Source organism: Nonomuraea corallina, from assembly GCF_027620315.1.
Taxonomy (GTDB): Bacteria; Actinomycetota; Actinomycetes; order Streptosporangiales; family Streptosporangiaceae; genus Nonomuraea; species Nonomuraea corallina.
This window is the reverse complement of record NZ_JAPNNL010000088.1, coordinates 1-13577: the sequence shown is the minus strand read 5'-3', so window position 1 is coordinate 13577 and position 13577 is coordinate 1. Positions and strand designations below refer to the sequence as shown.

General features: G+C 70.4%; 12 protein-coding genes and 1 tRNA gene. 3 read left to right on the top strand and 10 right to left on the bottom strand.

Annotated features, from left to right (window positions below; genetic code table 11):
• Nucleotides 1–53 precede the first annotated feature (53 nt).
• The 7 genes from OUY22_RS21365 to OUY22_RS21335 all read right to left on the bottom strand — a co-directional run bounded on the left by OUY22_RS21365 (nucleotide 54) and on the right by OUY22_RS21335 (nucleotide 9852).
• A complete protein-coding gene (locus tag OUY22_RS21365; RefSeq protein ID WP_270156844.1) occupies nucleotides 54–1280 on the bottom strand; it encodes a TIGR02679 family protein in 1227 nt (408 codons plus the stop codon).
• A 17-nt stretch (nucleotides 1281–1297) separates the two neighbouring features.
• Nucleotides 1298–5239, bottom strand: a complete 3942-nt coding sequence (locus tag OUY22_RS21360) for a TIGR02680 family protein (protein ID WP_270156843.1) — start codon at nucleotides 5237–5239, stop codon at nucleotides 1298–1300.
• Complete coding sequence (locus OUY22_RS21355) at nucleotides 5236–6414, bottom strand: TIGR02678 family protein (protein ID WP_270156842.1); 1179 nt, start codon at nucleotides 6412–6414, stop codon at nucleotides 5236–5238. Before OUY22_RS21355 ends, OUY22_RS21360 begins: the two co-directional genes overlap by 4 nt.
• A 1-nt stretch (nucleotide 6415) precedes the next feature.
• Nucleotides 6416–7906, bottom strand: coding sequence for a TIGR02677 family protein (locus OUY22_RS21350; protein WP_270156841.1), 1491 nt, complete (start codon nucleotides 7904–7906; stop codon nucleotides 6416–6418).
• 153 nt (nucleotides 7907–8059) lie between these two features.
• Nucleotides 8060–8136, bottom strand: a tRNA-Lys gene (locus OUY22_RS21345).
• A gap of 54 nt (nucleotides 8137–8190) precedes the next feature.
• On the bottom strand, nucleotides 8191–9114 hold the full coding sequence (locus tag OUY22_RS21340) for a nucleoside hydrolase (protein WP_270156840.1): 924 nt from the start codon (nucleotides 9112–9114) through the stop codon (nucleotides 8191–8193).
• Between the two features lie 345 nt (nucleotides 9115–9459).
• Nucleotides 9460–9852, bottom strand: coding sequence for an OsmC family protein (locus OUY22_RS21335; RefSeq protein WP_270156839.1), 393 nt, complete (start codon nucleotides 9850–9852; stop codon nucleotides 9460–9462).
• Between the two features lie 52 nt (nucleotides 9853–9904).
• Here OUY22_RS21335 and OUY22_RS21330 point away from each other — a divergent pair, with 52 nt between their 5' ends.
• On the top strand, nucleotides 9905–10435 hold the full coding sequence (locus OUY22_RS21330; protein WP_270156838.1) for a ferredoxin reductase domain-containing protein: 531 nt from the start codon (nucleotides 9905–9907) through the stop codon (nucleotides 10433–10435).
• Between the two features lie 82 nt (nucleotides 10436–10517).
• A complete protein-coding gene (locus OUY22_RS21325; RefSeq protein WP_270156837.1) occupies nucleotides 10518–11291 on the top strand; it encodes an FAD:protein FMN transferase in 774 nt (257 codons plus the stop codon).
• On the opposite strand, the gene OUY22_RS21320 is transcribed toward OUY22_RS21325, so the two are convergent.
• Nucleotides 11288–11563 carry a hypothetical protein gene (locus OUY22_RS21320; RefSeq protein ID WP_270156836.1) on the bottom strand — a complete coding sequence of 92 codons (276 nt, stop codon included), beginning with the start codon at nucleotides 11561–11563 and terminating at the stop codon, nucleotides 11288–11290. The two genes, OUY22_RS21325 and OUY22_RS21320, sit on opposite strands and share 4 nt — an antisense overlap.
• 109 nt (nucleotides 11564–11672) lie before the next feature.
• On the opposite strand from OUY22_RS21320, the gene OUY22_RS21315 reads away from it, so the two are divergent.
• Nucleotides 11673–12053, top strand: coding sequence for a phage holin family protein (locus OUY22_RS21315; protein WP_270156835.1), 381 nt, complete (start codon nucleotides 11673–11675; stop codon nucleotides 12051–12053).
• Here OUY22_RS21315 and OUY22_RS21310 read toward each other — a convergent pair.
• The gene (locus OUY22_RS21310; protein ID WP_270156834.1) at nucleotides 12034–13035 is read right to left on the bottom strand and encodes a LacI family DNA-binding transcriptional regulator; all 1002 of its coding nucleotides are present in this window, start codon (nucleotides 13033–13035) and stop codon (nucleotides 12034–12036) included. The two genes, OUY22_RS21315 and OUY22_RS21310, sit on opposite strands and share 20 nt — an antisense overlap.
• Nucleotides 13036–13091: 56 nt before the next feature.
• On the bottom strand, nucleotides 13092–13577 hold a 486-nt coding region (locus OUY22_RS21305), incomplete at its 5' end, for a (2Fe-2S)-binding protein (protein WP_270156833.1).

The following is a 13577-nucleotide window of genomic DNA, read 5'->3' as shown; positions in this document are numbered from 1 at the left end:
GGCGGACACCTGGCCACCAACGGTCCTAACCAACGGTCCTCTTCGTCCGCAGCTCAGCGTCCCAGGATGGGGTCATCGAAGGCGGCCAAGTCCTCAAGAAGCTCACCGATGAGCCGTTCTTCCATAACCGCTCGTCCGGTTGCCGCCATCTTCGTCGCGAGCTCAGGCGCCCAAGGACTGTCGGCCGAACTGCCCTTCAACGCCTCGGACTCGCCCCGCGCGAGTGCCTGCCGGTAGGTGGCCACGTCCATCCGCCAGGGCGTAGCCCCATGTCTCGCCCGCGCGTCGGCCGTCGTCCGTATGCCCGTCCAGTCGAAGTCGCCGCGCCACCACACTGCCCCGGCGCAGGCGGCGACCAGTCGGTGGCACGCCAACGACGGTATCCCTTCTGTGCAGATCAGGGCCGCTCCAGGCACCGCCACCGCGGCTCTGAGCACCGCGGGGTTCTCGCACACGAAGACCCGCGGCGTGGTCACCCGTAGCGGCGTCATCGTCAGCTGGTGCAACGTGATCCGGAAGGGCGTCGCCATGTCCGCCGCCGCGTTCAGCCAGTCGGCCAGCGGCGAACCAGTCGCGCGAAGGCCCAGGACGAGCACCTGGCTCGCGAGGTCGTCCACGATCACTCCAGCCGACTCCCACAGCGCGCGGCGTCCCTCCGCCGTTGCCCAGACAGGCGCGCTGATCCGATCCGCCAGTGCCCGCAGCACCAATCTGGCCAGCGGGGTCCCAGCCAGTGCCTTGGTGTCGCCGGTGGCCCGCTCCGCCAGCACGCTGATCGGGATCGGATGGGCGGCGGGTAGCAGGTCGAGGACGGCACGCGCCCGATGGACGACCTCACCGCCTTGCCGTACTGCCTTGGTCAAGCTGCCATCAGCGACCAGCCCGGCGCTCCAGTCGGCGAACCACGGCTCGCTCGCGTGACGGCACCCGGCCAGGACCGCCATCAGCTCCGCGCGAGCGTGGTCATGGCGAGCCTGTTGCTCGGCGCGTACCGGCACCGGCCCAGTGAGCGCAAGCACGGCGGAGCGCAGGTCGTCGCAGATCCCGGCTCGGCTCAGCGTCGCCTCCACCGCAGCTGGGGACACGCTGACACCGGCTGCGCCGCGGTCCTTGCGGCCCAGCAGCGCGGCGACCGCCCGTCGCTCCTCGTCCGTGACCTCATCGAGCATCAGCGGAGCGTAGAAATCCCGATCGTGAGCGATTCGATCTGCTAGGCGCGCCACCACGCGCGCCAGCCCGGCCCCGCCGAGAGTACGGCGAAGCCGGTCGAGGTCGTTCACCACGGACCATCCTCCCCCTACGGCACCGAGGGCTCCCGGCTGGAAGCCTCCCTCTCTACGCGTTCGGCCCTGGCTCCGTCCCACTCCCAGGTGGTCACGTGGACCGCGTCGATACCGTCGCGGCGGACCAACTGATGGGTGGCGATGCCGGGCACCGTGGAATAGAAGCCCCACTCCCGTTCGCTGGTCATCGCCACGTCCAGGTCGAATGTGGTCAACAGACCCAGGCACTTGGCCCGCGCGTCGTCGTCGACTCCGGCGAAGGCTTCATCGAGGGTGACCAGACGCGGAGCATACGGGTGGGCGGAGCGGTAATGGGAGGAGGCCGCCGCGAACAGCGGCAAGGAGACGGTCAGCACCCGCTCGCCACCCGAGGCGGGCCCTGTGGCGGGACGCCAGCGACCGTCCTGGTAGCGCTCGATCACAAAGGTGTGCCAGCTACGGTAGTCCAGCGCCCGCCGCAAATGCTCGGCCCAAGTGCCATGCTCGTCCCTGCTGCGCTCGGCCTCGATCTGGGCCTGAAGGAAGTCGGCCACGGCCGTCCGGTCTGCCGGCGACCACAGGTCGGCGCCCTGGCGTAGGAGGCGGGCGCGGGCTTCGGCCAATCCGGCGGGGGCGTCCTTGTCGGGCACCCAGGACATGCGCAGCAGCATGCCGGTGGAGGTGGGCCGTTCCTTCAGCTCCTTGTTCATCTGGCCGACCTGCTCGTCGGCGTCGGAGATCAGCTGCTGCAGATGCGCCGCCACGTCGTTGACCAGGTGTTCCTCGACGATCTCCCGCTGGCGTGCGGTCAGCGTCCGCTCACGGTAGTCCAGTTCGGCTTCCAGCAGGGCGGCCAGTTCGCCTGACGCCCGCTCACGGCCCTGGAACTGGATCGTCACCACGAACCAGTCCGACAGGCCCGCGACGGCGTGGTGGCCGTGCCTGGTAAGCGCCTCAGCCAGTTCGCTGTAGCGCCGGGTGATCTCATCCTGGACCCGGCGCCACGCGTCGTCGGAGTCGTCGACCTCCGAAAGTGCCTGCTCGATGCGTCGCGCGAGCCGTACCGCAGGATCGGCCGCCCAGGAGCCGCTCTGTTCCACCTCGCAGGCCACCTCCAGCAGCCCGGTTTCGGCGAACCGGCGAAGCGCCTCGATGGCCTCCTCTCGGCGACGGACCACGCCGTCGGCGTTCTCGCGGAGTTGCTCCTGCCGTCCTTCCGCCTTGGCGCGCTGCTCCACGGCCTCGCGGTGGGCCTGGTCCAGCCGCTTGAGCTCAACGGTCAGCGCGGCGATCCTGGCCTTGGTCTCGGCGAGCCGCTCCCGCAGTTCCCCCACCGACGCACCGATCGCGGCCCGCAAGGTCTCCAGCCGCGCCTGCTCCTCCGCCGCCCGCCTACGCGCCGTGCGCTCAACCTCCCGGGCTCGCTCCCGCCCCTGCTCCGCAGCGCGCAACTCACCCGTCCACGTGAGCACCTCGGCCTGCCGCTCTCCGTGGAAGCGAGCTGCTGCCAGCAGCTCGGTGACAGCCTGGCGGTAGGCGCCCAAGGCCTGCCGTACCCGCACGAGTCCGGGGAGATCGGCGGGCAGGCGGGTGTCGGTCGCGGCCCGCTCCCGGTCGTCGATCGCCGAGGTCAGGTCGTCCAGAGCCCACCGGACGTCGTTCTCCTGCTCCTCCACCGCAGCCACGGCATCCGCGTGGCGAGCGGCTGCGCCGGCCAGCGCTGTGTGGGCGTCCCGTACGCTGCTGTCCGGCGGATGTCCTGCCCCTTCGGCGGTCACCCGCTCCTGCCGCGCCCCGATGTTCGCTACCGTCTCCTCGGCTTGCCGTACCTGGGCGGCAGCCTGGTCGATCAGGAAGGCCAGCTCCGTCAGACGGCGCCGCCTGGCTTCCTCGCGAGCCGTGGCGCCGATGTACTCGGCGCTCGGCTTGGCCCATGCTCCGTGCAACGGTCCGAGACTCCAGCGGCCGTCGGCACACACATAGGGTCCCGGTTGTTCCTCCAGGCCGATGCTGTCCAAGACGGCTTGCGCCGCCGGGTCGGAGGTGACCAGCACGCGGCCGATGGGCGCCTGCGCCCGTTCACCGGGCAGCGCGATGACATCGTGGGTTCCGGCATCCAGCAGCCGACCGTCCGGGGTGATCCAGGCGTCCAGCAGGCCGGAGGCCTCCAGCGCCGCCTCCAGCCCGGCCCGGCTATCGGTGTCAAGCCCGGCGGCGAAATCGGTCAGCGCCCACAGCGGCGCCCCCGGCCGGCCCTCACGGACGTCTTCTCCTCTGGTGTACGGCACGCGCGGTGTGGCCTGCTCACCTGCGGACAACCGGTCATGCTCGGCCACCAGTCCATCGTGTTCGGCGCGGTAGGCGTCCAGGGCCACGGTCGCGGCAGCCAGCGCATGAGCGAGCTCCTGCCCACGGCGTAGCCCGGCCTCGCGCAGCGCCGCCTCGCCGGGGTGCGGCCCGGTCAGGCTCTCGGACCAGCCGGCCAGGTCGTATTCCTCGGGATCGGGCAGGCGCAGCTCCCGAAGGCCCAGGCCATACCGGCGCCAAGCGGTGACGTGATCGGCGACGGCGGTGGCCAGCCCGTCGCGGGCGGTGGCCAGCCGGTCGGCGGCCGCGTCGCGCTGGGACTCGCGCTTGGTCAGCTGGGTGCGGGCAGCGACCAGATCGCGCTCACGCTCGGCCGCCGTCTGAGCGAGGGCGGTGACGTGGTCGATGGCTTCGGCCCGCGACCTCAGGGCGGCCTCGACCGGCTCACCGGTCTCCAGCAGGCGCTCGTGCTCCGCCTTGAGCCCGGTCTGCTCGGACAGCGGCAGCGCGCGATCACGGCAGTCGGCCAGCGCTTGTGCGCTCTCGGCCGCGGCCTGCTCGGCTTTGCCGTGCCGTACGGTCCGCTCGGTGACCTTGCTCTCGGCCGCCTCAACCGACTCCAGGGCGGCGGTGACGGCCTGACGGGCTTCGCCGGCGTACCGTTCGGCCGCGTCCAGGTCCTTGATCCGGCTGTCGCCGGCGAGCTCCTCTTTGACGGCGCTCTGCTCGGCCAGCTCGGTCTGGGCGCTCTCGGTGGACGCGGCGGCTTCGCTCTCTCGCCGGGCGGCGTCCGCGATCAGTTCCGCCACTGCGTTCAGATCTCGTTGGCCCTGCTCGTAGGCGGAGTGCGCGAGCCGTACCAGACCGGACTGCCTGCGGGCGGCGACCGCGGCATAGCGCTGGTAGCGCGTCATGAACCGGCGGACGTGCTCACGGGTGTCCTTGAGCCCGGCCAGTTCCTCACGCTGCTGCTCCAGATCATGGAAGGCCGCGGCGACGTCGGCGATGAGCGCCTGGTCGAGCGGCGCGAGGGCCTGGGAGAGCGCCTGCGAAAGCTTCTTCTCGTCCGGGCGTTTGGACAGCTGCGGCTGGCGGAGCTGGATGAGCAGATTGATCAGCGCTTCGTACCGTTCCGTCCCCAGGTGGAACAGGTGCTCATCCAGCAGCCTGCGGTAGGCGGAGGACTGCTGGACGACCTGACCGGACAGGCCGATCGCCTCGGTCAGCCGGTCGCGGGTCAGCGCCGTGCCGCTCTTGCCGATCAGGAACAGGTCCTGGCCGACCCGCTTCGAGGTGACGAAGAACCAGCGATCGGCGATGCCCTTCCCCTTGACCGCCTTCAGCCCGCACCCGACGGTCAGATAGACCGGTTCCCCGTCCTCGGCGGCCCGGCTCAACTCCAGCCAGGTGTAGCCGAGCCGCTCTTCGTACCGGCCGCCCAGCAGGAGGTTCCACTCCATCTTCTTGCCTGGATCCCCGTCGGGCTCCACCCGGCTCGGTGTCAGTTCGCCGTCCAGCAGAAATGGCAGCGTCAAGGCCAGCACCTTGGACTTGCCGGTGCCGTTGTTGCCTCTGAACAGGATGCGCCCGTCCCGGAACCGGAATTCCTGGTCGTCGTAGTAGAACAGGTCCACCAAGCCGGTACGGAGCGGCTGCCAGCGATTCCTCATGCGTCCTTCTTCCCGATGATCACAGGGTCGGCGAAGCCGAAGCGGGCCAGCGCGGGCAGGGGGACGATCGTGTCGGCCTGGATCCGGATGAGCCCGAGCGACTCCAGCCGATGGATCGCGGCCGCGGTCAACTCCGGGACCGAGGCATTCTTGCGCCACAAGGTGCGGTGCTGTGCGGCAAGGCGCTCCATCTCGCTCTTGGCCTGGTCCGTCTCCACCGCCGTTCCGGGATACATGCGCAGATGATTGGCCAGATGCTCCGCGAGCAGCAAGGTGGCGTGCCCGTCGGTGCCTTCCTCCGGCATGCCCAGATCGGTGGCCTCACGGGTGGGGTCGAGCAGGGCGATCCCCTCCGACCGGACCTCCGCGACCAGGTCGGTCGCGTCCGTGAGACGCTTGAGCAGCGGTCCGCGCTGGCGTTCAAGATAGCCGCGCTCGGCTTCGGTCAGCTCGCGGTAGTACACGACAGGGTCGTCCAGCAGCCGCCTGGTGAGAGTGTGCCGGATCAGCCGGTGGCGCCCGTCATCGGTGTTGGGAACCAGCTCTTCGGTGATCGCCGACAGCCGCTCATCCAGGTCGGTGAACCGCACCATGGAGGGCCCGCGCCGGGTCACCAGCAGAACGGAGAGGACCCGTCGGTTCACGTCATAGAGGGCGTCGCCGGAGCCGCTCACATAGGCCGCTTCGTCTCCCGCCACCTTGTTCAGAACTCCGACACCGATCAGCAGGCCGGCCACGGTCGCCAGGTCCGTGCGCTCCTCACGGGTGCCGAGCGTGAACACCATCCCGGCCGCGAGCAGGTCCGGGTCGCCCGCGAAAGCCAGCATCCGCTCGGCCAGCCAGCCCAGCGTCACCTGGCTGTCAGCCCGTTCCAACGCCGCGAGCGCCAGGCAGGTCAGCACGTAACGGCGGCGGCTGAAAGCCAGTTTTCCCCTGGTCTGCGCGGCTCGGGTGCCATCGACGTGACGCGACGGCACTTTACGAAGCCGGGCCACCGCCGTATCGGCGTGCAACGGCCAGCCGGCCTCGCGGGCGAACCAGTCCGTCAACCAGCCCTGGTGCTTACGCACCAATCGGAAGTCGGGCATCTCAGGTGTGAGGAGCGGATGACGCAGCAGCGCCCGAATCGCCCTGCCGCGTTCCTCCTCACGCTGAGCGTCCAGGACATCTGCCACCTCAGCCGCCATAAGGCACCACTGACAAGTCGACAATCGTCAGCTCATGGTCGGGCCCGCGCAGCACACCGTCCACGGTCCTGATTTCCGCGTAGCCGTCCACCGGCTTCAGCCGCATTTCCAGGCTGCCATCAGAGGTCCTGGCCGTCACCTCGCCCGGCCCGGCCGCCAGCCCGTCGCCCAGCAGGCGCAGGAAGAGCCGGAACTCCACCGGGTCCAGTTCGCCCAGCCGGCTCAGGAGCGCCGGTCGGCCGGTGGCCAGCCGTTTGCGGGCCAGCTCCGTCTGTTCCCGTTCCGCCGCCACGAACGTTGCCAGTTCCTCACGTTGCCTGCTCCGGTCGACGACCTTGCTCGGAGCCCCTCGTCTGGAATAGCTGCCTGTGGCGCGCAGCCGGACGGAGATCTCCGTACGCGGCGCCTCCAGCCAGCTCGTGGCCGACGGCAGCCCGTCCGGCTCCTCGGCCTCCACGGTCAGGTGCCGGGCGGAGGTCAGCCCGAACGCCGCCCGCCACAGGCGGTGCGCGTCCGCCTCGGTGGGGCACTCGGCGAACCACCGCGCCAGGGCCCGAAAGTCAGCTGAGCGGTCACTCCTACCCGCGCGGCGTTCCTGCAGCACGCTGATCGTGGCCAGCAGATCAGGAATCGCCTGGCGAGCCCTGGTCCGCAGCAGATCGGCCTGACAGGGACGCGCACGATCGCCCACGAACCACGACCGCAAGCCTGACCAGCGGTTACGCCACTCCGCCAGCTTCAAGCAGACAGGGTCCTCCTCGTCCGGCGCCGCATCGGCCGCCTCCCGTTCGGCGGCCAGCCTGAGCAGATCATCGACCTTGTCAAGGTTCCGGATCTTGTCCGCGATGTCGAAGGACTTGACCACAAGCTCCGAGACGAACCGTTCCAGATAGGCGATCAATCGATCCTTGTAGGCGAGGAACGCCTCCTCCTGGATGTCCTGCAGGTCGATGGTGCGCTGCAGCCCGCCGATGAAGGCGCTCGCGTTGGCTGCCAGGCTGTCCAGCCTGCTCATGATCTCCAGGAGGAGGTTGTGCACCACCGCCGGATCCGGCAGCCCCTTCAGAGCAGATAGCGCGTGGAGCCTTACTCGGATGTCTTCCAGTGCCACCGCTTGGAGCTCGCCCCTGCGGCCCAGCTCCTGCTCGAAAACCTCCAGCGCCCGCTCAGCGGCCTCGCCCTGACGGCTGAGTTGGTAGAGGTAACGAGCGCGGTAGAAGTCCTCGACCGTGGTGACACGGCCCGTATCGGGATCGGCGCGCAGGTTGCCCCACTTATTCAAGCTGTCCAGCGCGTTGTCGACCTGTTCCTGGACAACCGGCTCACTGCCGTCTCCGCGAAGAGCCTCCGCCACGTCCTCCGGTCGCAGATGCACCACAAAGCGCCGCTTGCCGGCCATGAAGACATTCATGATCCGCCGATAGAGGGAGGAGTTGGGGACATCGAGGTGGGCGAATACTTGAGTACGCGTATGAGACATAACAATATGTCAGTATGCCGTCACGAGATGGCGCGCAGGTGCCGTTCCTTGTGCTCGGCTGAAATCAGGCTGGGAGCGCACCTCCCAGCCGCGTCCGGCCGGGCGTCGAACGAAGAAACCCCGGCTCGGATATACCCAGCCGGGGTTTCTCGATGGTGCGCCGCCAGGGACTCGAACCCCGGACCCGCTGATTAAGAGTCAGCTGCTCTGACCAACTGAGCTAGCGGCGCCCGCAACACGAGTAACTCTATCAGCCACCGCATACTGCCCGCACCACGCGTGGATCAGCCGAGGCGCTCCGCCAGCCTCCCGTACGCGGCCAGCACCGCGTCCCAGAAGCGACCCACCTCCAGGCGGGTGCCGACCAGCGCATTGGGGGCGCGGCCGTCCGTCCGGAAGTCCACGACGGTCATGCCCCGCGTGTACTCGCCCCTGGTCTCCACGTTCACCACCGCCGGTGTCATCGTCACCAGGGTCGGGTCCATCGCGTACGCCACCGCGCACGCGTCGTGGACGGCCGGGCCGGCGTCGGCGGTGACCGTGCCGTAGGCGGTGGCGGCCGGGACCAGGAGCTCGGCCAGGCGGCCGAGCGGGCGCATGCGGTCCAGCACCTCGGCGGTGATGACGGCCGTGAGGGTCACGTCCAGGCCCAGCATCCGCACCGTCCAGCCGGACTCGAAGACGATGGCGGCGGCCTCGGGGTCGGCCAGCATGTTGAACTCGGCGGCGGGGTTGTGGTTGCCGCGGGTCCAGGAGCCGCCCATGATGACGAGGTCGCGGGCCCACTCCACGACGCGCGGCTCCTTGCGTACGGCGAGCGCGAGGTTGGTGAGCGGGCCGATCGCGATGAGCGTGACCTCGCCGGGGGCGGCGCGCAGGGTGTCGATGATGAGGTCGACCGCGTGCCCGTCCGCCGCGGCGCGCACCGGCTCGGGCAGCACGGCGTCGCCGAGTCCGGTGGGGCCGTGCACGTGGTCGGCGCGCACCACGGGGTGCAGCAGGGCGCCGGGGCTGCCGGGGGCGACCGGGACGTCGCCGAGGTCCAGGAACTCCCGGAGCGCCAGGGCGTTCCTGGTGGTCACGGCCAGGTCGGCGTTGCCGCCCACGGTCGTCACGCCGACGAGCTCCAGGCCCGGGGCGCCCGCCGCGAGGGCCAGCGCCATGGCGTCGTCGATGCCGGGATCGCAGTCGATGAGCACTTTCGTCACGGGACCGTACGATACGCAGCGCTCGGTTGATCGGGGCGGACGGCTGACGGGGGCTCCACGCAGAAGGCCGGGCAGTCCCCACGACTGCCCGGCCCCCTACGCAAGAATCGGGGCCGGGCAGTTCCCCCAAATCTGCCCGACCCCGATCCGGTTGGCGGTCCAGGCCGGCGGCTTTCCCCCAAAAGCCCCGGCGGTCCCGCGCCGCAGACGAGCGGTCCCCCTCCGCCGTCTGCTTTTTCGGTGTAGGTCCTCGGTCGGTCGCACAGCTTCCGACCTGTCTACGACGCTACCGGGGCCTATGCAACGACCGCGTCATAACGCAGTCGAATATCCGTTTAATCAGGGCTACGGGATGTCCAACCGGACCTCGGTGCCCTCTTCCAGCGAACGCCCCACGGTGCAGTACTTCTCGTGCACCCGGTGCGCCACCGCCCTGAACACCTCGTCGGCCTCCTCCGAGGGCAGCTCGACGTCGTAGCGGACGGTGATGGGCCCGAGCCGGTTGGGCTCGGCCTTGTCGGCGGAGATCTCCATGGCCAGGCGCACCAGCCGCTGGCCCCGCTTGGCCGTCAGCGGCTCGACGGTGACGATGTGGCACCCGCCCAGCGCCGCCAGGAGGAGTTCGACCGGGGTGAACACGCCCTCGTCCGTCCCGCCGCCCATCCGCACCTCGGCGCCTCTGGCGTTGGTCGCCACGAAACCGCCGTCCTCAGTCCGCTCAACCCGCACGTTAGCCATGATTTAGACCCTACTCACCCGGCTCTCATCTTCGGCACGCATGGTGGCTGGCATGGCCAGCGAGTGGAACGTCCTCGGTCCTCTGCTCTTCCTGCTCGGGGTGTGCGCGCCGCTGGCCGCCCACCGGCTCGGCTACGCCTCCCCGGTCACCGGCGCGGCTCTGGCCGTGTACGGGGTGGCCATGGCGATGGCGGCAGGCGTCCTCGACCGGCGCGCCGACCGGAGACTCTCCCGCGGCACCAAGGGCACCGTGCTCATCGCCGCCGGGCTGGAGCCCGCCGCGCTGCGGCGGCTGCTCGCCGGCGGGGGCGCCGACACCGTCGCCGTCTACCGCACCGACCGGGTCACCGCCGAACTGCTCGACCTGCGGGATCGCCACGGCGTGGTGCTGGTGGTCGGCGCCGAGCACGACCCCCGGGCCAAGGAGCGGCTGAGTGCCTCCGGCCTGAGCAGGCAGGTGCCGGACATCGCCGAACGTGAGGTGATCGTCGCCGGTCCTCGGGACTTCCAGCGGTACGTGCGTGGCGCGCTGTCCAGGCTGGCCGTCCCCGGCACCCAGGTTCACACCGCAAGGAACCGGTAAAGGACTGGTCAAGCAAGGGTGTCCGTTTAGGACGACATTACCTCTGTTATGAGAGTGTTACTGGCCTAAGGAGGCAAAGGTGATGGCTTTCCCCGGAACCGCCCGCGCCGGACAGTTCATGGGCGCGCACGTGAGCGTCGACATCCGCACCGCCCTGCCGTCACGGGAGCTGGCTCCCGTGCTGGACCACGCGTTCAGGTGGCTGCGCTGGGTGGAGGAGACGTTCGACCCGGATGACGAGGAAAGCCAGATCGGCCGGCTCAACCGGGGTCAGACCTTGCGCCAGGTGCCGGAGATCATCGAGGTGCTGCACCGTTGTGACGAGCTGAGCGCCGCGACCGACGGCTGGTTCGACGCCCGGATCAACGGCAAGGTGGACCCGTCCGGCTACATCAAGGGCTGGGCGCTGGAACGCCTGTCACGGGCGCTGACGCAGGCAGGCGCCGTCGACCACCTCATCGACGCCGGCGGCGACATCCGGGTGCGCGGCTCGGTCTCCCCGGGCAAGCGCTGGCGCATCGGCGTCCGCGACCCGCGCACCGGCGCGGTGCGCCGGGTCCTGTTCGCGCACGACGTGGCCGTCGCGACCTCCGGCCGCGCCAAGATCGTGAACCCCCGTACGGGCGAGCCCCGGCAGGACCTGTCCTCCGTCACCGTGCTCGGCCCCGACCTGGGCGTGGCGGACGCCTACGCCACCGCCATGTACGCGATGGGCCCGGCCGTCGCCCGGCGCTTCGCCACCGGACTGGCCGCCGAGGGACCGTACCAGACCTTGATCGTGGACCTCGACGGGCAGCTCTTCGGCACTCCCGGACTGGCCGCCTACAGCGGAGCGGGCACGCTGCTCGCCGGCTAGGCGTCGGGGTGCTCGCGCAGGTATTCCAGATAGACCGGACGGAGCGCCGCCCCCAGGTTTCCCTCACCCGCCGTGATCGCGTCGCTGAGCAGCGCCGACACGCGGGTGAGGTCGGCCGTCGTCTCGCTGTGGTGTCCGGTGGCCGCCTCGGCGGCGGGGATCACCTTGAGCAGGTTCCACAGGAACCCGAGGTCCCCATGGCGCACGGCGTAACGCACGGCCCGCTCGTGCAGCTCGCTGTCCGACAGCGTTTCGAGTCCGGTGGCGTCCATCTCGCTCCTTCCTGGTAGAAGCCCCTCTTTCCCCAGCGAGCGGGCCGGTAACGCATCGAAACCAGCCTGGCCTATCGGTCCGGCACAGTCAGTGGGAGGATCAAGCAGCGTGAGATTCATCATCAGAACCCTGGCGGCCGCGGTCGCGCTCTGGGTGGCGGTCCAGTTCATCGACGGCATCGACGTGACCGCGCCGGAGAACTCCGCCACCTACTGGGGCACGCTCCTGATCGTCGCGCTGATCTTCGGCATCATCAACGCCATCGTCAAGCCCATCGTGAAAGGCCTCGGGTGCGCGCTGATCGTGCTCACCCTGGGACTGTTCCTCCTCGTCATCAACGCCGCCATGCTGCTGCTGACCAGCTGGGTCGCGGGCCAGCTGGACATCCCCTTCCATGTCGACGCCTTCTGGCCGGACGCGTTCCTCGGCGCGATCATCGTCAGCGTGGTGACCTGGCTGCTCAGCTGGCTCATCCCGGACGGAGACTGAGGTCGGCCACCGAACCACGCTCGCGCAGGGTGGGACGCTGGACGACGCGCCGGCGCTCACCCCGCCCGTCGGCCGCCTCGCTCATGAGGCGGACGGACGCCGAGACGATGCCGTCGATGTTCCAGTCGACGGTGGCCAGCTCCGGGGTGAGCAGCCCCGACATCGGGTGGTCGTCGTAGCCCATCACCGAGACGTCGCCCGGGATGGACAGTCCCAGGTCGCGGGCGGCGGCGTAGACGCCGTAGGCGATCGAGTCGGCGAAGCAGAAGACGGCGCTGGGCCGGGCGCCGGTCAGCAGGTCGCGGGCGGCCCGCGTGGCGCCGGACGGGCCGTGGGCGGCGCTGGCCATGTCGATGTGGAGGCCGAGCCGCTCGGCCTCGGCCATGACGTGCACGTCGGCCGGGCGGTCGGGGGTGCTGGGGCGCGTCGGGGTGAGCACGCCGACGCGGCGGTGGCCCTGCGAGCGCAGGTGTTCGAGCGCGAGGGTGACCCCGCGCCGGTTGTCGAAGACCACCTCGGCGGCGGTGCCGCGCAGCGAGTCGCCGATCGCCACCACCGGCAGCGACGCGCACAGCTCCGGCCAGAACGGCGCGGCCGGGTCGAGCGGCTGCACGATGAGGCCGTCGACGCGCTGGTCGCGCAGCTGCAGGGCCAGGGCCCGCTCGCGGGCGGGGTCGCCGACGGCGTCGAGGATCAGGGCGTAGCGGTCGTGCTCGCGCAGGCCCCGGCTGATGCCCACGGCCAGCGACTGCTGCCAGAGGTCTTCGAGCGAGCCGCAGAGCAGGCCGATCATGCCGGTGCGCCCGCTGGCCAGGGCGCGGGCTATCGGGTCGGCCTCGTAGCCCAGCTCGGCCGCGACCGCGCGGACCCGCTCGACGGTCTGCGGGGAGACCTGGATGCCGCGCAGGGCGTAGGAGACGGCGGCGGGTGACAGGCCGGTCGCCCGCGCCACCTCGCGGATCGTCGCTCGCTTGCGGGGCATCCCGTCACGATAGACCGTGCCGCCGACATTCCGGTGACCACACGGTCACACCACGGTCACGCCGCGTCGGACGGCCGCAGCACGCAGCAGGTGCCGCACGCCTCGGCGTCCGGCAGCGTCACCCACAGGCAGCAGGTCCGGCGGAAGAAGCCGTCGCCGGCCGGCTCGATCAGGCCGTCCACCGGCCTGCCGATCCGCCTGAGCAGCTCCATGTAGTCGCCGGGCACCAACTGGGTCAGCGGGTGCGCGAACGCCTCGGCCGTCGAGCCCCACAGGGTCCGCTCACCCACCCGGGCCAGCGCGCCCAGCGCCCTGACCAGGGGCCGCTGCGACTCCTCCAGCGCCTCACGGATCGCCTCCGCGCCCTGCGCCCAGCTCACGCGGGTGGCCGCGACCGTCACCCCGGCGTCGGAGCGCCTGACGTACGTGTCGGCCAGCTTCATGATCGGCACCCGTCCGTCCAGCGCCCAGCCGAGCGCCATCGGCATCGTGTGCCAGTAGCCGTAGGTCTTCCAGAACAGCGCCGCGCCGACGTGGCGGGG

Bases quoted from the DNA above. Each gene is read 5' to 3' on its own strand.
- OUY22_RS21360 (WP_270156843.1), bottom strand. From the start codon at position 5,239: ATGAGGAATCGCTGGCAGCCGCTCCGTACCGGCTTGGTGGACCTGTTC.
- OUY22_RS21350 (WP_270156841.1), bottom strand. From the start codon at position 7,906: ATGTCTCATACGCGTACTCAAGTATTCGCCCACCTCGATGTCCCCAAC.
- OUY22_RS21335 (WP_270156839.1), bottom strand. From the start codon at position 9,852: ATGGCTAACGTGCGGGTTGAGCGGACTGAGGACGGCGGTTTCGTGGCG.
- OUY22_RS21330 (WP_270156838.1), top strand. From the start codon at position 9,905: ATGGCCAGCGAGTGGAACGTCCTCGGTCCTCTGCTCTTCCTGCTCGGG.
- OUY22_RS21325 (WP_270156837.1), top strand. From the start codon at position 10,518: ATGGCTTTCCCCGGAACCGCCCGCGCCGGACAGTTCATGGGCGCGCAC.
- OUY22_RS21320 (WP_270156836.1), bottom strand. From the start codon at position 11,563: ATGGACGCCACCGGACTCGAAACGCTGTCGGACAGCGAGCTGCACGAG.
- OUY22_RS21310 (WP_270156834.1), bottom strand. From the start codon at position 13,035: ATGCCCCGCAAGCGAGCGACGATCCGCGAGGTGGCGCGGGCGACCGGC.